The sequence below is a fragment of the Rhizobium sp. 01L419 genome (assembly GCF_056400025.1).
The window spans coordinates 39829-60287 of the sequence record NZ_JBFTSM010000003.1 but is presented as its reverse complement, the minus strand read 5'-3'; the positions used below and the strand labels follow the sequence as shown (position 1 = coordinate 60287).

21 protein-coding genes and 1 tRNA gene are annotated in these 20459 nt (G+C 59.2%); 12 read left to right on the top strand and 10 right to left on the bottom strand.

Going from position 1 to position 20459, the window contains the following annotated elements; all coding sequences use genetic code 11:
- The first annotated feature begins 4 nt into the window (after positions 1-4).
- The 6 genes from AC1DUP_RS07245 (at position 5) to AC1DUP_RS07220 (ending at position 2663) form a co-directional block, all read left to right on the top strand.
- Entirely contained in the window at positions 5-478 is a 474-nt protein-coding gene (locus AC1DUP_RS07245; RefSeq protein WP_477832304.1) for a UPF0262 family protein, read from the top strand.
- Complete coding sequence (locus AC1DUP_RS07240) at positions 475-960, top strand: arsenate-mycothiol transferase ArsC (protein ID WP_477832303.1); 486 nt, start codon at positions 475-477, stop codon at positions 958-960. The genes AC1DUP_RS07245 and AC1DUP_RS07240 overlap by 4 nt, the downstream gene beginning before the upstream one ends.
- A gap of 119 nt (positions 961-1079) precedes the next feature.
- A complete protein-coding gene (gene infA / locus AC1DUP_RS07235; protein ID WP_003545338.1) occupies positions 1080-1298 on the top strand; it encodes a translation initiation factor IF-1 in 219 nt (72 codons plus the stop codon).
- Positions 1299-1355: 57 nt separating this feature from the next.
- Entirely contained in the window at positions 1356-1976 is a 621-nt protein-coding gene (locus tag AC1DUP_RS07230) for a Maf-like protein (protein WP_007821131.1), read from the top strand.
- A gap of 121 nt (positions 1977-2097) precedes the next feature.
- The gene (gene yacG / locus AC1DUP_RS07225; protein ID WP_477832302.1) at positions 2098-2310 is read left to right on the top strand and encodes a DNA gyrase inhibitor YacG; all 213 of its coding nucleotides are present in this window, start codon (positions 2098-2100) and stop codon (positions 2308-2310) included.
- A 277-nt stretch (positions 2311-2587) separates the two neighbouring features.
- Positions 2588-2663 (top strand) — tRNA-Phe (locus tag AC1DUP_RS07220).
- Between the two features lie 420 nt (positions 2664-3083).
- Here the strand turns inward: AC1DUP_RS07220 and AC1DUP_RS07215 are convergent.
- Together AC1DUP_RS07215 and AC1DUP_RS07210 are read right to left on the bottom strand one after the other, a co-directional pair.
- Complete coding sequence (locus tag AC1DUP_RS07215) at positions 3084-3431, bottom strand: hypothetical protein (RefSeq protein ID WP_477832301.1); 348 nt, start codon at positions 3429-3431, stop codon at positions 3084-3086.
- Positions 3407-3562 carry a class I SAM-dependent methyltransferase gene (locus AC1DUP_RS07210; RefSeq protein ID WP_477832563.1) on the bottom strand — a complete coding sequence of 52 codons (156 nt, stop codon included), beginning with the start codon at positions 3560-3562 and terminating at the stop codon, positions 3407-3409. Before AC1DUP_RS07210 ends, AC1DUP_RS07215 begins: the two co-directional genes overlap by 25 nt.
- Before the next feature lie 599 nt (positions 3563-4161).
- Here AC1DUP_RS07210 and ku (AC1DUP_RS07205) point away from each other — a divergent pair.
- Complete coding sequence (gene ku, locus AC1DUP_RS07205) at positions 4162-4968, top strand: non-homologous end joining protein Ku (protein WP_477832300.1); 807 nt, start codon at positions 4162-4164, stop codon at positions 4966-4968.
- A gap of 168 nt (positions 4969-5136) precedes the next feature.
- Here ku (AC1DUP_RS07205) and ligD read toward each other — a convergent pair whose 3' ends face one another.
- The 4 genes from ligD to AC1DUP_RS07185 are packed head-to-tail and all read right to left on the bottom strand — an operon-like array spanning position 5137 to position 9032.
- Positions 5137-7659, bottom strand: a complete 2523-nt coding sequence (ligD, locus tag AC1DUP_RS07200; RefSeq protein ID WP_477832299.1) for a DNA ligase D — start codon at positions 7657-7659, stop codon at positions 5137-5139.
- A gap of 2 nt (positions 7660-7661) precedes the next feature.
- Positions 7662-8504 carry a non-homologous end joining protein Ku gene (gene ku / locus AC1DUP_RS07195; protein WP_477832298.1) on the bottom strand — a complete coding sequence of 281 codons (843 nt, stop codon included), beginning with the start codon at positions 8502-8504 and terminating at the stop codon, positions 7662-7664.
- A gap of 12 nt (positions 8505-8516) precedes the next feature.
- Positions 8517-8750, bottom strand: coding sequence for a DUF2188 domain-containing protein (locus AC1DUP_RS07190; protein WP_113298526.1), 234 nt, complete (start codon positions 8748-8750; stop codon positions 8517-8519).
- A gap of 15 nt (positions 8751-8765) precedes the next feature.
- Positions 8766-9032: a hypothetical protein gene (locus AC1DUP_RS07185; protein WP_477832297.1), complete on the bottom strand. Its 267-nt coding sequence runs from the start codon at positions 9030-9032 to the stop codon at positions 8766-8768.
- A gap of 156 nt (positions 9033-9188) precedes the next feature.
- Between AC1DUP_RS07185 and AC1DUP_RS07180 the strand changes: the two genes are divergently transcribed.
- The 4 genes from AC1DUP_RS07180 (at position 9189) to AC1DUP_RS07165 (ending at position 13942) form a co-directional block, all read left to right on the top strand.
- Positions 9189-9617 carry an OsmC family protein gene (locus AC1DUP_RS07180; protein ID WP_113306951.1) on the top strand — a complete coding sequence of 143 codons (429 nt, stop codon included), beginning with the start codon at positions 9189-9191 and terminating at the stop codon, positions 9615-9617.
- 96 nt (positions 9618-9713) lie between these two features.
- Positions 9714-11165, top strand: a complete 1452-nt coding sequence (locus tag AC1DUP_RS07175) for an FAD/NAD(P)-binding protein (RefSeq protein ID WP_477832296.1) — start codon at positions 9714-9716, stop codon at positions 11163-11165.
- Positions 11166-11285: 120 nt separating this feature from the next.
- Complete coding sequence (locus tag AC1DUP_RS07170) at positions 11286-12179, top strand: DMT family transporter (protein WP_477832295.1); 894 nt, start codon at positions 11286-11288, stop codon at positions 12177-12179.
- Positions 12180-12244: 65 nt separating this feature from the next.
- Positions 12245-13942, top strand: a complete 1698-nt coding sequence (locus AC1DUP_RS07165; RefSeq protein ID WP_477832294.1) for a hypothetical protein — start codon at positions 12245-12247, stop codon at positions 13940-13942.
- A gap of 1 nt (position 13943) precedes the next feature.
- Here the strand turns inward: AC1DUP_RS07165 and AC1DUP_RS07160 are convergent, their stop codons facing one another.
- Genes AC1DUP_RS07160 through AC1DUP_RS07145 form a run of 4 tightly spaced genes read right to left on the bottom strand, consistent with a single transcriptional unit; the run spans position 13944 to position 19759 of the window.
- Positions 13944-15581 (bottom strand): VOC family protein, encoded by a 1638-nt coding sequence (locus AC1DUP_RS07160; RefSeq protein WP_477832293.1) that lies wholly within the window; start codon positions 15579-15581, stop codon positions 13944-13946.
- Positions 15582-15606: 25 nt separating this feature from the next.
- Positions 15607-17202: a response regulator gene (locus tag AC1DUP_RS07155; protein WP_477832292.1), complete on the bottom strand. Its 1596-nt coding sequence runs from the start codon at positions 17200-17202 to the stop codon at positions 15607-15609.
- A gap of 3 nt (positions 17203-17205) precedes the next feature.
- A complete protein-coding gene (locus AC1DUP_RS07150; RefSeq protein WP_113298533.1) occupies positions 17206-17631 on the bottom strand; it encodes a response regulator in 426 nt (141 codons plus the stop codon).
- Positions 17618-19759, bottom strand: coding sequence for a sensor histidine kinase (locus AC1DUP_RS07145; RefSeq protein WP_477832291.1), 2142 nt, complete (start codon positions 19757-19759; stop codon positions 17618-17620). Before AC1DUP_RS07145 ends, AC1DUP_RS07150 begins: the two co-directional genes overlap by 14 nt.
- Positions 19760-19963: 204 nt before the next feature.
- On the opposite strand from AC1DUP_RS07145, the gene AC1DUP_RS07140 reads away from it, so the two are divergent.
- Positions 19964-20335: a response regulator gene (locus tag AC1DUP_RS07140; protein WP_477832290.1), complete on the top strand. Its 372-nt coding sequence runs from the start codon at positions 19964-19966 to the stop codon at positions 20333-20335.
- Positions 20336-20459: the final 124 nt, after the last annotated feature.

Genomic DNA, 20459 nt, shown 5'->3' with positions numbered 1-20459 from the left:
GGGGATGGGCAGGGACAACTTTCGGCTCTGCGACGTTGTCCTTGACGATTCGATTGGCCGTTCGACGCCTGATGTCGAGCATGAACGGGCGGTGGCGATCTTCGATCTGATCGAGGAAAATTCCTTCACGCCATCAGGCCATTCCGGCGGGCCTTATCGGCTCAATATCTCGCTGGTCGATTCCAAGCTGGTGTTTTCCATCACCACGGAAAAGGGTGAGGATGTTGCCACGCACATCCTGTCGCTGACGCCGTTCCGGCGGATCGTGAAGGATTATTTCATGATCTGCGAGAGCTACTACGAGGCGATCCGTTCCGCCTCGCCGAGTCGCATCGAGGCGATCGACATGGGGCGGCGCGGTATTCATAACGAGGGCTCGCAGACCCTCAAGGACCGGCTCTCCGGCAAGATCGACGTCGATTTCGACACCGCCCGCCGCCTCTTCACGCTGGTCTGCGTGCTCTACTGGCGCGGATGACGGCGATGGAGCCGCACGTCGAAACCGAGGATGGGAAGCGGCCCGGCGCCATTCTCTTCATGTGCGGCCTGAATGTCATCCGCTCGCGGATGGCGGAAGTGATCGCCCGTAGTATTCTGCCGGCCAATACCTACATACGGTCTGCCGGTGTTCGCGCCGGCGAACGCGATCCGTTCGTCGATGTGGTGCTGGAGGAAATCGGCCTTTCGCTCGGCCGCCGCCAGCCGCAGACGCTGGAAGAGCTCGAAGACGATTATTTCGACCTTATCATCACGCTCTCGCCGCCGGCCCATCACGCCGCCCTCGAGCTGACGCGCTCCAGCGCCGTTGATGTCATCTACTGGCCGACCATGGATCCGACCGTTGCGACCGGCACACGCGAGCAGATATTGGATAGCTATCGCGAGGTTCGTGATCACCTCGCCGGCCTTATCGAGAGCCGGCTACTCAAGAGAAATGGCATCGCCGCGCAATCGGCATGAAACAAAAGATAGAAAGCCCGATCTACGAGGTTCACAAATCCCCGTTGATTGTGTAGTTTCCGCGCAAATTTTGAGGCGCCGTGCGCCTTTTGCCCAACACACAGGAAGAAAACCCTTATATGCCGAAAGAAGAAGTCCTCGAATTCCCGGGTATCGTGACCGAACTTCTGCCGAATGCGACATTCCGCGTGAAGCTTGAAAACGAGCATGAGATCATTGCTCACACTGCTGGCCGCATGCGCAAGAACCGCATCCGTGTTCTCGCCGGCGACAAGGTGCTTGTGGAAATGACGCCCTACGACCTGACGAAGGGCCGCATCACCTACCGCTTCAAGTAAGCTTGGTCTGCCTAGCTCGATAAGCTTCCGCTCCCGCCTGCCGATGGTCGAGGTTCCATGGCGCTGAAATACAAGCTCATTCTGGCCTCGGGCTCGCCCCGCCGCGTCGATCTGCTCAATCAGGCCGGCATCGAGCCTTCGCGTCTGATGCCGATGGATATCGATGAGGCGCCGAAGAAGTCGGAGCATCCGCGCTCGCTCGCCCGTCGCCTATCGGGCGAAAAGGCGGAAGCTGCACTTGCGGCCATCAAGGGCGACATCACCTGGAAGGGCAGCTATATCCTGTCCGCCGATACGGTCGTCGCCGTCGGTCGCCGTATTCTGGGCAAGGCCGAATTCGCCGATGAGGCGTCGAACTCGCTGCACCTGCTCTCCGGGCGCAACCACGTGGTCTATACTGGCATCTGCCTGATCACGCCCGACCGAAAAGTGCGCCAGAAGATCGTCGAGACCAAGGTGCGTTTCAAGCGCCTGTCGAGTTTCGAGATCGAAAACTACATTGCCTCGGGCCAATGGCGGGGCAAGGCCGGCGCTTATGGCATCCAGGGGCTGGCAGGCACCTTCGTGCAGAAAATGGTGGGTTCCTACACCAATGTCGTGGGACTGCCGCTTTATGAGACCATTCTGCTTCTGACCGGCGAGGGCTTTGATGTCCACAGCCGTTGGCCCGAGGGCTGATCTCCTGCTAGAGCTCCGTGCGTCCATTTGGACGCACAAAGGACGCTCCACCTTTTTAATCTACGCATCGGGCTTTCCGAAAATCGGTCCGATTTTCGGGTCGATGCTGTAGGAGGAAACCATGTCTGATGAAATGAAGACTGGCGGCAACGTCGAGCCGCTGCGCAAGACGCGTCCCTGTCCGGAATGCGGCAAACCGTCGAACCGCGAACACTATCCCTTCTGCTCCAATCGCTGTCGCGAAGTCGATCTGTCGCGCTGGTTGACGGGTTCCTACGCGATTCCTGTGGCGGACGACGAGACGAAGGCGGATTATCCCGACGAGGAAAGCTAGATCAATTCAGCAAAAGTGTGCAGCGGTTTTGCGTCCGGAATTGCGCGAAAACAATGAGGTAGAGCATTTCCCGGATTCGAAGAAAAACGGAAGTGCTCGACAGTTTTCCACCGCGAAGCCCTTATTTTTCCTCGCAAATCGCCAAAATCTCCGGGACCGTCGAAAAACTATCATTTGATGCTTGCCATGGGCGAACAAGATGCTATAACCCCGCTCGCTTCCGGGGCGCACCAAGGCCCCGACATTCGAAAACGGAATGTTTTTGTGAAGCAGGTTAGCCCAGGTAGCTCAGTTGGTAGAGCAGCGGATTGAAAATCCGCGTGTCACTGGTTCGATTCCGGTCCTGGGCACCATTCAATTCCCGGAAAGCATTGATTTTCCGGTTTTATAGATTCTCTCATATGTTTTGTATCGACCTTTTGACGACTCACCCGCGTCCTGCACAGTGATTCCAACTGGTTGGCGATCTGACTCGTTTGGGACGGCGCATGCTATGGCTGATATATACAAGCCGCCATACGAATAGCGGGAGAGATGGGCCAGTCGAAGGTCATCAGGACTTCACGGGCCCAGGCGGTGACGCCATCCTCTGACGCCCAACTCGACACCACTACCTCGAACTGAACGACGTGGGATGGAACGGTGGCTTTGCCCTTGGGTGCGGCAGCCGATCATACCGCAACAAACGGGTGGGCGGATATGGTGCGTGAGGCGTCTCGGCCGGCCGAGGAACACTATGAGAAGTTAAGAGTAGTACGCAAACCGTGCTCGCCTTAGGTTTTGCGGAACAGCATCGGTTTTGCCAGATAGTGAACGACACCTCGCCCCGAGAAGCTTTTTCTCGCGAGGTTTGTAAGGGCTTCATCGAAAGCGAAGCCGTGTTTTGCGAACTTCTCTATCCAATAGGAATTTGGCTGCTCGTTGACATGGTTAAGGCCGCCCTGCCCCACAACGGCGGCCGTTAAGAATATCGAGTTGCTGGCGCTGGCGAGCTTGGAGACAAAGACATCCGCGTGGCGCGGCTCAAGATGTTCCGCCACTTCGCAACATACTGCCAGATCCCAAGGCGAACCTGGAATGGTTGCTGCCGGAACTGTCAGATCGAAGGTTTCGAACGACAAGCCCTTTCGAAGCAGATATTTTTTGCTGCAGCAGAATAGTCTAACCCAAGAACTTTCACGCCTCTTTTATTCAGAGCCTCCATCAGGTGCCCGGGGCCACAGCCTACGTCCACCACGCTTTTTGGATCTATCTCTTTTACGATCCACTCGCTTATTGCCTTAACGCTGTTGGCTTCGTCCCTCTCAACTTAATCATAGTAAGGCTTTGAATATATACCGCTGCCAAACGTCTTTGCCACGAGTGGCATGATCCAATTTTGTCCCTTGATCATCTGCCGCATTCCCGGCGGTGTTCGCCGTCTAATCGCGTCGTATATCGCAGCGCGCACATCAACCTCCATACAAAGACCAGGGGAGATTCGGGGCAAAATTCCCTGTAGGCGAAACCCAACTCACAGACAGACGTGACGTGAGTTCTGTAACTGTTTCACATGTGCGTCGCTCTTGGAGCCTCGACTATTGGTGCGGGCATATCAGGCATTGGTTGCATTGCTCACTGTCCAAATTGCTTTTCTACGACGTTTTAACTAGGCATGTACTCGGCGTAACCGGCCCTGCCGCTTCGGCGTAAAAATAACGGTATCAGGGCTACGGGACGACGGTCGGCCAGTCCTTTTCTCGTTTTGCCTCCAGCCATCACATCCCGTTGAAATCCGGGTGCCGAGCTCGGATTCCGCTTCGGCAAGCATCACCAGGCGGAACCTCCCGCCGCCATCGCCGTTTATGGCGAATGGCCCGTCAAACATTCTGGAAAGGTTATCTGAAGCTCTCGCTTGTTACCGCGTCGGTTTCGCTGACGCCGGCGACGACGGAGTCGAGCAAGGTGCGGTTTCATGTCCTGAACCGCGCAACGAAGAACCGTGTCGAAAGCCGCTATGTCGATAGCGTCACGCACAAGCCCGTCGCCGAGAAGGATCAGGTGAAGGGCTATCCGCGTGGCGAGGATGATTATGTCTTGCTTGAGGATGAAGAGATCGAGGAAGTGGGACTGGAAAGCACCCGTACCATCGATATTGACACCTTCGTGCCGCGCGGGTCGATCGATTGGATCTGGTACGACAAGCCGCATTTTTTAGCGCCGGAAGACAAGGTCGGTATAGAAGCTTTCTGTGTGATCCGCGAGGCGATGAAGGCCAGTGATGTCGTCGGCATCGCCCGGCTGGTACTGTACCGGCGAGAGCGCGCCGTTCTCCTGGAGCCGCAGGGCAACGGCATCATTCTCTGGACGCTGCGCTATGGCGACGAAGTGCGCGAACCGGCGGCAGAACTCCACATGAAGGCGAAGGTCGATGGCGAACTGATGGCTTTGATGAAGCGACTGGTGAAGGAGGAGACGAAGGAGTGGAGCCCTTCGATGGTGCAGGACCCTATCCAGAAACGGCTGAAAACGCTGATCCGCGGCAAGGAGAAAAGCTTCAAAAAGGCAGCCCCGGCCTGCAAGCCTGCGCCCGTCAAATCGACAGGCAATGTCATCAACATCATGGATGCATTGAAGAAGAGTCTGGCCGCGGAAGGTGGGCGCGGCAAGTCGCGGTAATCTCCTGCAAGAATCCCCTCTCAGCCCGTCCCAAGGGTAACTTTGGCAGATCTTCAGCGCTCATCGGGCACCGAGCGCCACAACTATTTTGATGGGAAGGCTGCATGAAGATTTAGCCCCGCTCGTGGGGATGGGGCTTTCGGTGAATGGACAGTTTAGAGCGGAGCCCTATCGCTTCCGCGTCTGTAACGGTTTGGCCGCGGCGAAGAATCCGTCCCACGGATCCTTTGGAAGCGCATCGAGCCGCGCCGGCGTATTGTCGACGGTGAAATAAGCAGGACCGATCTCGGCTGTCAGCTCGCTCCATTCCAGCGGCATGGAGACCGCAGCACCCGGGCGCGCTCGGGCGGAATAGGCGGCCACCGCGGTATTGCCGCGCCCGTTCCTGAGGTAGTCGATGAAGATCTTGCCGTTGCGCTTTGCCTTGGTGGCGGTTGCAAGGTAGCGGTCGGGATCATCCTTCGACATGCTGTCCGCAAGCCATTTGGCAAAACCCTTCACCTGGTCCCAGCCGGCCTTCGGCTCCAGCGGCGTCACCACATGCAGGCCCTTGCCACCCGATGTCTTGACGAAGGCCGCAAGACCTTCGCCCTCGAGGCGCTCCTTCAACTCGTAAGCCGCCGCTATCACATTCTCCCATGGCACATCCTCGCCGGGATCAAGGTCCATGGTGATCATGTCGGGTTTTTCCCAATTGTCGGTTGTCGTACCCCATGGATGGATTTCCAGCACGGCGGATTGCACCAGGGCCACGACGCCGTCGAAATCGGTGACGCGCAGCAGCTTCTCTCCCCCCTTGTCCTTGGGGTCGGTGATCTCGTCGATATGTTCGTTCATGCCTTTCCATGCATGTTTCTGAAAGAAACGCTGATGGCCGGAAATGCCGTCGGGCAGGCGCAGCAGGGCAAGCGGCCGGTTGACGACATAGGGCGCCATGAAGCGCCAGACCTGTGCATAATAATTGGCGAGACCTTCCTTGGTGACGCCCTCGTCCGGCCAGTAGATGCGATCGGGATGGGTCAGCGTCACGGCTGATTTCGGCAGGTTTTTCGCGGTCGTCTTTTCCATCTCGCGCACAACGTCCTTTGCCGGCTTGTCCTCCCGCAGTCCGCGGAAGGCCGCGTGGCGCAGGTTACCATCCGCCGACCATGCGCGGAACTCCACTTCGGCGACGAGTTGCGGCTTGACGTAATGCAGGCCGCGCCGCTCTTCGGCGCTCAGCTTGTCGTCGAAGGAATTCTGCTTCAGCCCGATCGCCGACAGGCGTTCGTAAAGCATCTGCGCCGTCGCAACCGTATAACCGGTGCCGACGCGGCCGACATGCTTCAGCGCGCCGTCTTCGTAATAACCCATGGCAAGCGAGCCGATGGCATTCTTCATGGCGGTCGAGGGCACATAGCCACCGATGACGAATTCCTGCCGCTGCGAGCATTTTGACTTGATCCATTCACCCTTGCGGCCTGAGACGTAGTTGCTGTCGCGCTGCTTGGAGACGACGCCTTCGAGACTGAGCCGGCAGGCATGGTTCAAAACCAGGCCACCGTTCTCGTTGAAGTGCGCGCTGTAGCGCAGTTTGCCGCTATTTTCGGGAATGAGCTTCTCAAGAAGATGTTTGCGCTCGAGAAGGCCTACGTCGAGCAGGCTGTATCCATCGAGATAGAGGAGGTCGAAAGCATAGAAGACGAAGCGGTCGTAGCGGCCTTCACTGAGATCGTGTTGCAGGGCGGAGAAATCTGATGCGCCGGTATCGCGCTCCACCACCAGTTCACCATCGATGACGGCCGTTTCAGTCGGCAAGGAAGCGAAGGCATCGACAATGTTCCGGCCGAATTTTTCCGTCCAGTCAAGACCGCCGCGTGTGAGCATCGTCACCCGCCCATCCTCGATCTTCACCTGCAGCCGGTAACCGTCGAACTTGATCTCGTGGATCCAGCGTTCACCGGCCGGTGGCTTGGGCTTCAGCTTGGCGAGTGCCGGCTCGATGAAGTCGGGCATATCAGCTTTTTTCGCGCCCTTCGGCCAATTCTGCTCTTTCGGGGCAGGAGACTTTGCCTTCCTCACCGGAGTCCCGGCTTTTGCGGCAACGGCCTTGCCGCCTTCTGGTCTGGAGTGCCAGGTGGCATCAGGATTTTCCGCCACCTCTTCGAGTTGCCGACCGGTCTTGGCGGATTCGGGACGCTCTTCGAGGATATCGGCCTCGCCCTCATTGCGGGCTTCCTCGTCCTCACCCTTGATGAGCAGCCAATTTTCGCGTTTTTCGCCGGCCTTGCCATGCATGCGCACGAGATGCCAGCGCCCCTTCAGCTTCTCGCCGTCGAGTTCGAATTCCAAGTGGCCTTTCTTGTAGGCTTTGCGCGGATCGCCTGTTGGAGTCCAGACGCCGCGATCCCAGACGATGACCGTGCCGCCGCCATACTGGCCTTTTGGAATGATGCCTTCGAAATCGCCGTAGGTGAGGGGATGATCCTCGACATGCACTGCAAGCCGCTTGTCCTCGGGGTTGAGGCTCGGGCCCTTGGTGACGGCCCAGCTTTTCAGCACGCCATCCATCTCAAGACGGAAATCATAATGCAGGCGGGTGGCGTCGTGCTTCTGGATGACGAAACTGTTGCCTGTCGCCCGGCCTTTCCGGCCGCGCGGCTCCGATGTGATCTTGAAGTCGCGTTTGGCCTGATAGGTTTCGAGAGCCATGGTCAGCCGGCCTTTCTGCTGCTTCTATCGGAGGTCTTGCGTGCGGCAGGCTTCTTCGCCGGCGCCTTGCCGCCCATCTTCGCACTTTGGCGCAGCGCCTCCATGAGATCGACCACCTTGCGCTCCGGCTCGCGCTTGCGCTTCGGCGGCGCGCGACCTTCGATCTTGGCTTTCACCAGTTCGACGAGCGCGGATTCGTAGCGGTCGTGATACTCGCTCGGGTCGAAACTGCCTTGTTTGGTGCCGATGATATGGCCGGCAAGTTCCAGCATTTCCTTGTCGAACTTGATATCGGGAATGTCTTTGAAAATGGAGCTTGCAGAGCGCACCTCATAGTCGAAATTCAGCATGGTCGCGATGATGTGGTCGTCATGGGCGCGGATGAGCAGCGTCCGGTTGCGGCGGAAGAGCACGGCTTCGGCAAGGGCTGCCACCTTGCCGTCAAGCATGCCCCTGGCAATCAATGCGAGGGCTTCCGCATCATGCTCGTCGACTGGCGCCAGATAGTAGGGGCGGTCGAAATAGAGCTTGTCGATCCCATCGCAGGGAATGAAACCTTGCACATTCAGCACCTTGTCGCTTTCGGGCATGATCTCGGCAATCTCGTCGCCTTCGATGACGATGTAGTCGCCGCTCTCCATCCTGTAGCCCTTGACCTGGTCGTCGCGCTCCACCGGTTTGCCGGTTTCGCTATCGACGAACTGCCGCTCGACGCGATGGCCAGTCCTGCGGTTGACGATGTTGAAAGAGACACGGTCGGAAGAGGAAACAGCCGTATAAAGACCGACGGCGCAAGCGAGGTCGCCCACCTTCAGATGGCCCTTCCAGCTCGCGCGTCCCGTCATCGCTTCCTCCGTTCAGAGCCTGCTGTTGCTTTTGTCGGTTTCGATTGGCTGGAATTTCCAGCCGCTTCCATCCGGCGCCGGATAGGCGAGGAGCGCATCGCCGTCGCCGATTTTCTGGCGCGCGGCTACGTCTCTTGCGCGATCCATCGCCTGTTCTGCAGTGGCATAGGGTTCAGACAATGTATCACCGAGCTTGTAGGCCCAGCCATTGTCGTGAGGGACGATCTGATAGGTGATGTCGGCCATGTGCTTTCCTCCTTGTCAGCCGTTGCCACGCGAGCGACTGCGCCGCTCGTCAAGCGCGATGATCTTTTCAACAGATGCGATATCCTCGCTTGTGACGACCGGAACCGGATCGGCGGCGATCGCCTGCAGGACTTCCTTGGACACCGCGCCATTGCGGATTACCCATTCCAGCGTCTCGCGGGTTTCCCGTTCGGCCTTGAGCTGGGCATAGAGCGCAACGATCAGTCGGTCGCGCGCATCCATGCTGCTGTGTTTGCGGTCGATCTTGCGGATGCCAGGCATGGGAAAATCCTGCCTCTTCATGAGGTTGTTCAGGGGAAAAAACCGCTGACAGGTGGAAAGGTTCCGCTGAACGGCGCATCGAAAATCAAAATCGCCGCATTGCGGGTTTACGGCTAAGACACTATTTGAAAGCTCTATTCGACAGAGGATTTCAAAATGGCCGATCTCAAGGCGCGTCCCCGTCCCACTGGTGCAAGCGCCGTTCTCGGCCGAACCGGTTTCCCGCATGTCACGTCGGTCACCGGCGGCGAGATCGATATCGTTACCAGCCCGTCGCAGCCGGGCTTCAATCCGCTCGATCTGCTCTATTCCTCGCTTTCGGCATGTCTCGTGCTGAGCGCCCGCATGGCGGCAAGCCAGCTCGGCATCCTCGACAAGATCACCGAGATCACCGCTGATGTGACCGGCGAGAAGGCGGCGGAAGGGCTGTCGCGCGTCGCGAAGTTCAACATCGCCTTCTCCATCAAAGGCGATATCGACGAGGAAACGCGCCGCAAGATCGCCCACATGGCCGAAGACGAGATCTGCACGGTCAGCAACACCATCAGGGGCACTCCGGAGTTCGCAACCACGATCTCCGGCTGATCGGGTCACCACAGGTTTCTGCATAAAAATCATAGACTATAGGACCGGAGCATTGCGTGGTCTTCGCCCTCAACTTATGCTCCGGCATCGATTGAAATGATGCCGGCTGAGATGCAGTTCCAGACACAAGCTTCGACCGAACAGAAATCCCGGCGGCCGCTCGTCGCCATCATCGGCGGCGGCGTTTCCGGGGCGGGTGTCGCCTACCATCTGCTGAAGCTGGCTGGCGACGATGCAGCCGAGATCGTGGTCTTCGAGCCGCGTCCCATGCTGGGCCGTGGCCTTGCCTATGACACTGCCGATCCGGCGCACCGCATCAATGTGCCGGCCGCCAAGATGAGCCTGCAGCCGGATGATCTGGAAGAGTTCCAGCGCTGGATCGAGGCGAACAATGCCGTGCGCGACGATCCCGAAGCCGCGCGCGAGAACGGCCAGCTTTTCCCGCGCCGGCGCGTATTCGGCGATTACGTTGGCTCGCTCCTCCAGCCTTTCCTGAAGTCTGGCGCCATCAGCCATCGCCGGGCGACCGTGACCGGCATCCACCGCCGGGGTAGTGGCTGGGCGATCCTCGATGACAAGGGCGGGCTGACGGAGGCCGATATCGTCGCCATCGCCACCAGCCATCCGCCGCCGGTGGCGCCGGGCAGGCTCGCGGCTATTCTTGGGGAACACCCGCGCTTCGTTGCCGACACCACCAAATCGGGTGCGCTCGAAGTCGTGCGGCCGCATGACAGGGTTCTCGTCATCGGCAACGGGCTGACCGCGGCAGACGTGATTGCCTCCCTTGCGCGAAACGGCCACGACGGCTTCGTTACCGCAATCTCTCGCCGCGGCCTTCGTTCGCGCGGCCATGCCGCAGTTCCGCAGGAGGCTCTCGGTGATTTCATCTCCGAGCCGGCATTGTCAGCCGTCGCGTTGCTGCGTCTTATCCGGCAGACGATCCGCCAGGCGGCCGAGCGTGGCCAGAGCTGGCATGCCGTGATCGATCAGGTGCGTGGCCAGGGTCACGATCTCTGGCGCAGTTTACCGGTTGCCGAGCGGCGGCGGATCGTCCGGCATCTGCGGCCTTACTGGGATGTTCACCGTTTCCGCATCGCGCCGCAGGTGGAGGCGGTGCTCGACGGTGCAATCGAAGCCGGCAGGCTGGAAATCCTCGCGGCATCCATTGCCGATGCGAAGGTAGAGGGCGAGGCGATCCACGTCACCCTCCAGCCGCGGCATGCACGCGGAAAATTGGAACGAATGTTCGATGCTGTCATCGTCACGACCGGTCCGGCACATGGCGGCATTTTGCAGACGCAGCCCTGGCTCAGCGAACTCGCGCGGGAGGGCTATCTCGCACTTGATCCGACTGGCCTCGGGCTTGCCTGCAGTGAGCGCTCCGAGGCTCTGGGACCAGAGGGCAGGGTGGTCTCGTCGCTGCTTATTTCAGGCCCGCTTGCACGCGGCACGTTCGGGGAACTGATGGGATTGCCGCAGATAACGGAACATACAGTTTTCGTTGCCCGCGAGATCGCCGAGAAACTGAAAGCCGCAGCCGCGAGATAGTTCGCGGCTCTGTCCCCTATCGATCTGTCGTTCTGTGACTGTCATCCCTGCGCGACTTCTGCTAGTCCGCGACGACAGGCGCGGCTTATTCAACACAGCCGCACAGAGAGCATCGAGATCATGTCGCAGGCCGCTTCCCCCGTTTCCGAAAATCCATCCACCAGCCGTCTTCCGCTGATCGCCCTCATTCTTGGCGGCGCCGCGATCGGCGGATCGCCGATCTTCGTGCGGCTGTCCGAAGTCGGGCCGATGGCGACGGCCTTCTGGCGTGTGGCGCTGGCATTGATTCCGATCTTCATCTTTTCGCTTCTGCGCAAGGATACCGGCCCCAAGCCGAAGAGCCTTGCCGATTACGGCTTGCTGATCCTGCCGGGCGCCGTGCTGGCGCTGGATCTCTCGGCCTGGCATCTGTCGATCACCATGACCTCGGTCGCCAATGCGACATTGCTCGCAAACCTTGCGCCGGTTTTCGTGACCGCCATCGGTTTCCTGTTCTTCGGCGCGAAGGTTACGCGCGTCTTCGTGCTCGGCCTCGTGCTGGCATTGGCCGGCGTGGTCGTGCTGAAGGGCGGGCCTGCCGCCTTCGGCAATGGTGACCTGCGCGGTGATGGCGTCGCCATGATCGCCGCCGTCTTCTACGCCTGCTATATCCTGGCGATCGGCGCTCTTCGCAGCCGTTTCGATACGATCCGTATCATGCTGTGGAGCACAGCCTCTGCCGCAGTCGGCGTCTTCCCGCTCGCCTTCTTCTTCGAAGGCCACATGCTGCCGGCCAGCCTTTATGGCTGGTCGATCGTCTTCGGCCTTGCCTTCATCAGCCATGCAGGCGGGCAAGTGGCGATCGCCTACGCGCTTGCCTATCTGCCGGCCGCCTTCTCCTCGCTGACGCTGCTTCTCCAGCCGGTTGTGGCGGCCATTCTCGCCTGGGCTCTGCTCAACGAGTCGATCACAGCAATGCAGGCCTTGGGCGGCCTGATCGTTCTGGCGGGCATCATGGTCGCAAGGCGCGGCTAATCCCGCTTAAAGGAAGCTTGACCATTGGCTGCTAGACCTGTCCCGGAGTTCGGACAGGATCGGCCATGGCGAACCTTGATCAGGTATTTTTAGCTGACGTTCACGATACGGAAAAGCCGCAGGAAGTCGCTGTGCGCCAGGCTTCGACCGCGCCATTGGTGGCCTTCATGGCCCTTGTCGCCATCCTTGTTGCCCTCTTCAAGTTTCCGCCGCTGCTCGATTATGCGAACCACTATGCCCGCATGTGGCTGCTTGCCGGCGGCATAAAGGAAGCGCCATTCCCCGAAATCTACGCGATCGAGTGGAACCGCACCTTCACCAATGTCGGCATTGATCTGCTCGCGCGCTTCATCGGTCCTTTCATCGGTGTCTCCCTGCTCGCCCGCATCCTGCTGTTTCTGGCGATCGTCCTGCCGCCGCTCGGCGCCATCACGTTGCATCGACGGCTGTTCGGCGGCAGCTATTACTGGCAGATCGGCATGCTGTATCTCGCCTGGTGCGCCACGCTGATCGGCGGTTTTATCAATTTCCAGATCGGCCTTGGCCTCGCATTGCTGTTTGCAACGCTGGATCACCGTCTGCAATCCGGTTCCGCGGTCAGGCTCTTCCTGTGGCGGGTGGCAGTCTCGCTGCTGCTCACCGTCGTTCATATATTTTCCGTGGGCTTCTTTCTGGCGATCGTCTGTGGACTGGAATTTTCCTGGCGCTTCGATGTCTTCAAATCGCGTTCGGTGGTCCTGCGCCTTGCCGGCAGGCTCGTGGCGGCAATGATTGCCTGCCTGCTGCCTCCGGCCGCCCTGTCGCTGACCGCTGCCGATCTTCCCGGTAGCCAGGTTGGCGACATCCTGGCGGTCTGGAACGACAGCCCGATGCTGCTGATCTCTAATCTGCTCTCGGCTATCTGGACCTATGCTGCGTTTGTCGACGCGATTTTCCTTGTGCCGATCCTGCTGGTCTGCAGCAGGGCGCTTGCCGCAAAAAATCTGCGCATCCACGCTGGCCTGGTCGTCACTGCGGCAGGGCTGCTCGCCCTGTCCATCCTCTCGCCGAGGCATGCCCTCGGCACGGGATGGATAAGCTGGCGCTTTCCCATCATGGCCGCCCTTGTTGGCATGAGTATGATCTGCCCCTTTCAAAAGGTCAGCCGGCGACAGGCCGTGATCCTGTTCCTTGTCCTGAATATCGTCGTCTTCGGCCGGACCATGTGGATCGGTTTCAACTGGTGGCGGGGGCAGGCCGATGTTGCGAGCGTCGAGAAGGTACTGGAAGCCGTTCCCGCCGGTGCCGCGATTCTGCCGCTGCAGCACGATCCGGCCTTTGCCGAGATGAAACTCGATCAGCGGCATTTTGCATTCAGTGAGGATACGTTCCGGCACCTGCCGACGATGGCCGTCCCGCTGGCGCATGCCTTTGTCCCGACCCTCTTCAGCGCGCAGGGTAAGCAACCGCTCGCCGTGCTTCCCGCCTGGTCGGAGAAATCGGTGCCGGAAGGAAATCTCTTTTCGACCGGTGTGCTGTCCTGTCCCGGCCTGATGGCGCAGGCCGCCAGCTTCACGCCCTATCTTGTCGATTGGCGCAGCAAGTTCGATTTCATCCTGGTCGTCAACGCCGACATGATCGATCAGAATGTCGGCGACACGATGCCGGGAGGCATCGATCTTGTAAAAAACGCAGGCTTTGCAAGACTCTATGCCATCGATAGGAATACAACAACGCTGCCGGATGCCGTCCCGCCGTCATGCCCTGATAGCTTCCACTGGTAGGCTATTGGGTTGCCTGTAGTTTATTTTCCTGTAGCAGCCATTTCTGAATGATCGGCACGTCGGCGTCACCGAGGTCATGGCCGCCGGAAATGACGCCGGAATCGACGGTCGCGCCTGATGATTTCAGCCGTCCTTCCAGTTCGTTCGCATATTTGCCGTAGGCATCCATCTTGCCGCTGATGACAAGCAGGTCCGTGCCCTTCAGGTCTGCATGCGGATAGGTGGTGAGTACCGGCATGGAGCGTAGCAGCACGGCCTTGTGCACCAGGTTCGGGTGCAGGTAGAGCAGCGAATTCAAAAGGTTCGCACCGTTGGAATAGCCGACATAGACGACCTTCTTTGGATCGAGGCCATAGGATTTGACCGCGCCTTCGATGAAGGCAGCGAACGCTTCGGCTTCGTTCTTGATGTCGTCCTGGTCGAAGGAGAAGGGTGTGATGCGCTTGTACCAGCGCGGGAAGCCTTCCTCGGTCGCGCGCCCACGCACGCCGAGAAGGGTGGCGCGTGGTGCGACCTTGTTCAGCAGCGGCATCAGCGTCGTCTCGTTGCCGCCGGAGCCGTGCAGCAGTACGAAGACGCTGCCGTCCGGATCGGGCGGTGTATAGAAACGATGGACGAAGGGCAGATCGCGATAATTGATGCGCGGCTGGCCCGGCATGGAAAATTGCGGGAGCATGACTTTCAGGTCGGTCAGATTGGTGATCGAATCCTTCGGCGGGATGAAGAGCTTGGTTCCAAGTGTGGCTTTTGGCTCATCCACCAGCATGCCCGGCTTGTTGGTGGCGAGCTCTATAAGTGTGCCGCCGGGCTCGCGGGCATAGAGTGAGCGGAAGTATTTGCGATCGTGCAGGTTGGTCGCCGAGGCGTCTTCCTTTTCGAGCGCCTTGTGAACGGCCAGCACGGCTGCGTCGTCATCTGCGCGGAAGGCCACATGATCGACTGTGCCGGTACCCGGTGCGCCGGACCAGAAGCCACGCGCATCGCGCACGTCGATAATGTCTCCCGACTGCGAGACGAGGCGGTCGATCGTGCCGCGATTTGCCTGGAAGCTGTAGCCGAAATGGCTTTCGATGAAATGACGGCTCTCCGCCGGCTTTTCGGTCAGCATGGTTGCACCGCGCACGCGCTGTACGGCATGCTCGACCGGCACATCGCCGCCATCCCAGGCGGCCGGCGATTTCAGATCCCTGGCGCCGGCAAGCTTGACGATGACATTATCCGGGTCCTTCAACCGCAGCACCGGTTCGCCGAATTCATCCGCGGGGCCTTCCGAGCGGAGGCCGAAGCGCATGGCACGCGTCAGCCAGTAGCCGATACTGGTCGGATCGATCGCCAGTGACATTTCGTTGATCTGGCCGTAGCCGGCGCGGCCGGGTGCTCCGTCTTCCCAGACGAGGAAGGTGACGAGTGAGCCCGGAGTGCCCTCCGCATCGCCATAAAAGAGATGAAGCTGCGTCGCATCCTCGAAGCCGGCGGTCTGCTTGACCAGCCGCATGCCGAGGAATCCGGCGTAGAAATCCACATTCGCCTGCACCTTGCGGGTGATTAGCGTGATATGGTGTATGCCTGAAGCCATAGAGGAAAGCCCGAATTGAAAAGGCGAGGCTAGGAGCGTGAGTATGAGGGTCGTTGCTAGCATCATACCGTTGCCAATGGCCTTTTCTCTAATTTTGTTCCGCAAAAAGCACAAGTGCGTCACCACGCGGCAGGAGTTCCAGCGTGTCGACGTCCTCCAATGCTTCTTCGAGTTGTTGCAGCGTTGGCGGCTTCACCATATAGGCGAGCGCGCCGAGGTCTTTTGCCCGTTGCATGTCGCTTTCGTCGCTTGACGTGCTGAGAATACAGACCGGAATCCGGCTCAGCCGCTGATCGGCAGAAAGCGCGTTCAGCACTTCGAAACCATCCATGATCGGCATGTTGATGTCGAGCAGCATCAGGTCGATCTGCGGCTGGTCGGGAATGCCGGCACGCTGCTCCAGAAGTTGCATTGCCTCGCGGCCGTTGGTGGCCACATGCAGGTTGAAGCTCACCTTCTCGCGCCGCATCAGCTTGATCTTCAGAAGCTGGATATCGGCCGGGCTGTCTTCCACCAGCAGCACTTCGGCGAGCCGGCCGCTGCTTTCGTTCGTATGGTCGGCTGCTTTTGCCGTCTGCGGCTGTCCGCTGGCGACCGGCTGTTCGCCTGAGATCTCCGCGAGCGGCACTTCGAGCAGGAAGGTCGCGCCCCTGCCGGTCTTCGCCTCGCACCAGATCGAGCCGCTATGCAGTTGCACGATGCGCCGGCAGATCGCAAGCCCAAGCCCCGTGCCTTCGATGCCGCGGCCGACGAGACGCTTGAAGGGTTGGAAAATCAGCTCACGGTGATCAGGGGCGATGCCCGGCCCGTTGTCGCCGACCGTCAGGCGGCATATGCCCTTGTCTGCCATGGCCGAAATGCGCACTTCCGGAACGGTATCCTCACAATAGCGAATCGCATTGGACACGAGGTTCTGCAAAAGCTGGATCAGCAGCGTCGCGTCGCCCATCACCTCAGGCAATGCACCACGAACGACGACTGCCTGTCGGCTCTCGATCTGCTGATGCAAATTGTGCTCCACCTGGTCGAGTACGGCCGACAGCGAAACCGGCTTGAGCTCAAGCCCGCTCGAAACCTCCAGACGTGTGAAGCCCGAAACCTTCACGATCAGGTCTTCCATATGATCGGCAGCGCTCAGGATATAATCGAGAAGCTCGCGGTCCTCAGTCGGCAGTTCGGCCGAACCGTGAAGGATGCGGCTGAAGGATTTGATCGTCCGCAGCGGCTCCTTGAGATCATGCGCCATGGCGCGGGTGAATATCTCCAGCGATTGCCGTTTCTGCTCCAGCTTCGCCTCCAGCGCACCATGCATGAGCGCGTTCTGGATGCAGCGATGCAGGGTCTCGGGCGACAGCGCATCCTTGGTGAGATAATCACGCGCGCCGCCCTTCATGACCTCGACGGCAACGGTCTCGCTGCCTTGGCCGGTCAGCATCACGACATTGGCGGCAGCATCGTGGGCGAGGATTTCCGAGAGCACGCCGAGGCCGTCACGGCCGGGAAGCGAATAGTCGAGCAATATGCACTGAGGGCGCCTCTGGCTGTTGAGGGCAATGCCCTCCTCACCGCTCTCGGCCTCGATGACCGTATAGTTCGTGCCGGGGACGCGCGCCAGCATGCGGCGATAGACTTCCCGGTCGTCTATGTTGTCGTCGATGATGAGAACGCTGCAGTCTTCCGCCAAACGTCAGCCCTCTAAAGGCAGGATTGCGATTTCGAACCAGTATTCCTTGAGCCGCTGGATGGCGGCGAACAGCCCGTCGAGATCGACCGGCTTCTGTACATAGGTATTGGCGCCGAGCGCATAGCAACCCTCGATGTCGCGTTCGTCGTCCGATGTCGTAAGGATCACGACAGGGATCTTGCGCCAGTGTGCGTTGGACTTGATTGCCTCCAGCGTCTTGCGCCCGTCGAGGCCCGGCATGTTGAGGTCTAGCAGGATGAGGCCAGGCTTCGGCGCCATCGTGGCGAGCACATCGAGAGCCTCCTGCCCGGAGGCAGCCCAGCGGATCGGATTGCGCAGATTGGTACGCTTGAAGGCGCGCATCGTCGCTTCGAAATCGTCCTCGCTGTCCTCGACGATGAGGATCGGTTGCATGTCACGCTGCTGCATTCTGGCCCTCGCGCTTCCTTCCCAAGGTAAAATAAAATGTCGTGCCGATGCCGACTTCTGACTCCAGCCATACCTCACCATTGTGACGCCCAATGATCTTGCGCACAAAGGTGAGCCCTGCGCCGGTGCCATCCTCGGAATCTTGCGATTTTTCAAGCCGTTTGAAAATGCGGAAAATATCCTCGTGGAATTCTTGGGGTATGCCCTTGCCGTTGTCCTTCACGTAGAAGACGTGGCGGGCCAGCGTCCCGTCCTTGCCGACATAGCGTTCCAGGTAGCCGACGCTGACGAGAGGCACGGGCTTGTCGTTATATTTGATGGCATTGGTGAAGAGGTTGCGGAACACCTCGGTCAGGCGCGGTGCATCGCAGACGACCTCCGGCAGTACACCGTCGATGACGACCTTCGCATGCCGCTCCTCCAGAAATAGCTCCATGGTGGCAACGACGTCGCGGACGATCGAACCGATGTCGGTGCGCTTGACGGCGAGCTGCTGGCGACCGATTCGCGAAAAATAGAGGAGATCGTTGACGAGCTTTTCCATGCGCTGGCTAAGGCGAACCAGCCGGTTGAGCCGGCGCACGCCGTCTTCGTCGAGCTTGTCTTCATAATCTTCCAGCAGGAAACGCGAATGATTGTGCAGGCCGCGCAGCGGTTCCTTGAGATCGTGCGAGGCGATATAGGCGAACTCGTCGAGATCGTGGTTGGAGCGCTCGAGATCGGCCGTATATTCCTCGAGTTGGGAAAGCGTCGTCTTCATCCGCTCTTCCTGGCGCACGCGCTCGCTGATATCGCGCACGACGCCGACGAAGGTCTTGCTCGAGCCGGTGATGACAACGCTGACCGAGAGGTCGATCGGGAAGACCACGCCGTTCTTGCGCCGGCCGGAGACCATGCGCGTCGTGCCGATGATGCGTTCCTCGCCGGTGCGCCGGTAATTGCCGAGATAGGCGTCATGTTCGGAATGATAGGGTTCCGGCATCAGTATCTTGATGTTGTTGCCGGTCGCTTCCTTTGGTGTGTAGCCGAACATGGTCTCGGCGGCCGGATTGAAGCTCATGATCCGCCCCACCTCGTCGATGGCGATCACGGCGTCAGGCGTATTGCGGACCAGCGCGCTGAAGCGGATGCGCTCGGTTTCCAGATGCTGGCTGTTACGCATGAAATAGAAGACGAAAATGGCAACCAGCCAGAGCGTCGCTGCCGTGATCGAGCGGTTGGCGGCTTCCCGCCAGTATTCGTTCTCAGAATGGGTGACGGCGAAAAAGCCGAGCAGGATCAGCACTGTACAGACGAAAGCGAAGAAGATCGGCGCGTTACGATTGCCGAACCAGAGCGCTGTCAGCACGAGTGGGACATAGAGAATACCGTTTGCCACGCCGAGCGGTGTATAGAGATCGACGATGATGCCGGTAAAGCAGATCGTTGCCGGTATCCAGAGGGGGATCTGTGCCCTGTTGGTCGGCAACATCCACCAGGATCTGGCGAGAAGCCCGCAGCCGAAAGCCACCAGGCCGATAGCCGTAGGCAGGGCCATGGCGGCATAGGGACCCCAGCGATATCCTTGTTCGGCATCGGTGATGTATCCGGCAAGAGCGATCATGCCGAGCGTGATCGCGATATAGCTGGTGAGTTCCTGTACGAGCTGACCGCGCGACTGCCTCCCATAGAGGGCAAAAAGAATGGAAAGATTTGATATCAGGAAGATCAGTGCCGTATTCGGCCCCATGCCGCCGCCGATCTGCTCGGCAAAGGTTGGAGAAATGAAAAACTGCGTCAGGAACACATCGACATTATGTATCGTGCGGCCGAGCGTGATGATCTCCATCAGGCGGATCGCGGAAAGCAGGGTGGCAAGGCTGCACGTCATGACAGGCACTATTTGGTAGCGCCTGCCTGTCTCCATCGACGTGGCCAGTCCGATACCCGACAGCACGAAACAGATGGCGGTATTGAATGCCATGGACGGAAAGCCAGGCACGATCGAGATGATCACCCCCACTTCGAGCAGCCACCCGGTCAGCGCCGTCAGGCCGAGCAAGACCAGCAGGCAGCCGACGACGAGCGCGACCGCGCGATAACGTACGCTTTCCGACCCGTTCCGTCCCGCTACAGCGGCATCCCGCACCTACACCACCTCTTCGCCATATCCTTGTTTGCGAGCCATCTTTTCCGAAATCGCCGAATACTCAATAGGCAGATTGTTGCGCAAAACATGCTTTTTCGACAGCAAATCCGTGAAGGTTGATATCGAATTTTAGTGAAGTGGCGTTACTGTCCCAGTGAAGGACAGTGCAGGACATCAGAAACAATATCCGGATTGTGGCGCCAGATGCCGACCTTGTTTTACATCGATGATAGCCGGGATGACCTCTTCTATCTCGAATATATCCGAAAGAAACAGCAGGTGCACGTTGATCTATTCTGCTTTTCCACCGCACCGGCTGCATTCGAGGCGCTTGAGAAGCGCCTGGAAGAAGGCGAAGGTGTGCCGGATATACTGATCGCCGATCTCTACATGCCGCTCGACAGCGGCAGCGAACTGATCGCGCGACTGCGGCGGGACGACCGCTTTTCCGCCATGCGGCTCGGCGTCTGCAGTGGTTCGGACGCGGTCGAGGACCGTGAACGGGCGCTTGCTGCCGGTGCCGATTTCTACCTTGAGAAACCACTGGATCTTGCTGGCATCATCAGCAACCTGTGATTGTGGAAAATGCAGCGAGACTGTGCGCAAAGTGCCGGGTGCATGAAGTAATGCACAATTGACAAGCCTGGCGGTGCATTTCAAGATGCAACCGAAGAGAAGAAAAACAAAAGCGCTGAGAGAG

Bases quoted from the DNA above. Each gene is read 5' to 3' on its own strand.
- AC1DUP_RS07160 (WP_477832293.1), bottom strand. From the start codon at position 15,581: ATGCTAGCAACGACCCTCATACTCACGCTCCTAGCCTCGCCTTTTCAA.
- AC1DUP_RS07170 (WP_477832295.1), top strand. From the start codon at position 11,286: ATGTCGCAGGCCGCTTCCCCCGTTTCCGAAAATCCATCCACCAGCCGT.
- AC1DUP_RS07230 (WP_007821131.1), top strand. From the start codon at position 1,356: ATGGCGCTGAAATACAAGCTCATTCTGGCCTCGGGCTCGCCCCGCCGC.
- AC1DUP_RS07190 (WP_113298526.1), bottom strand. From the start codon at position 8,750: ATGGCCGACATCACCTATCAGATCGTCCCTCACGACAATGGCTGGGCC.
- AC1DUP_RS07245 (WP_477832304.1), top strand. From the start codon at position 5: ATGGGCAGGGACAACTTTCGGCTCTGCGACGTTGTCCTTGACGATTCG.
- AC1DUP_RS07165 (WP_477832294.1), top strand. From the start codon at position 12,245: ATGGCGAACCTTGATCAGGTATTTTTAGCTGACGTTCACGATACGGAA.
- ligD (WP_477832299.1), bottom strand. From the start codon at position 7,659: ATGGCTCTCGAAACCTATCAGGCCAAACGCGACTTCAAGATCACATCG.
- AC1DUP_RS07175 (WP_477832296.1), top strand. From the start codon at position 9,714: ATGATGCCGGCTGAGATGCAGTTCCAGACACAAGCTTCGACCGAACAG.
- AC1DUP_RS07140 (WP_477832290.1), top strand. From the start codon at position 19,964: ATGCCGACCTTGTTTTACATCGATGATAGCCGGGATGACCTCTTCTAT.
- AC1DUP_RS07185 (WP_477832297.1), bottom strand. From the start codon at position 9,032: ATGCCTGGCATCCGCAAGATCGACCGCAAACACAGCAGCATGGATGCG.
- AC1DUP_RS07180 (WP_113306951.1), top strand. From the start codon at position 9,189: ATGGCCGATCTCAAGGCGCGTCCCCGTCCCACTGGTGCAAGCGCCGTT.
- infA (WP_003545338.1), top strand. From the start codon at position 1,080: ATGCCGAAAGAAGAAGTCCTCGAATTCCCGGGTATCGTGACCGAACTT.
- ku (WP_477832300.1), top strand. From the start codon at position 4,162: ATGGCCCGTCAAACATTCTGGAAAGGTTATCTGAAGCTCTCGCTTGTT.
- ku (WP_477832298.1), bottom strand. From the start codon at position 8,504: ATGACGGGACGCGCGAGCTGGAAGGGCCATCTGAAGGTGGGCGACCTC.
- AC1DUP_RS07150 (WP_113298533.1), bottom strand. From the start codon at position 17,631: ATGCAGCAGCGTGACATGCAACCGATCCTCATCGTCGAGGACAGCGAG.
- AC1DUP_RS07240 (WP_477832303.1), top strand. From the start codon at position 475: ATGACGGCGATGGAGCCGCACGTCGAAACCGAGGATGGGAAGCGGCCC.
- yacG (WP_477832302.1), top strand. From the start codon at position 2,098: ATGTCTGATGAAATGAAGACTGGCGGCAACGTCGAGCCGCTGCGCAAG.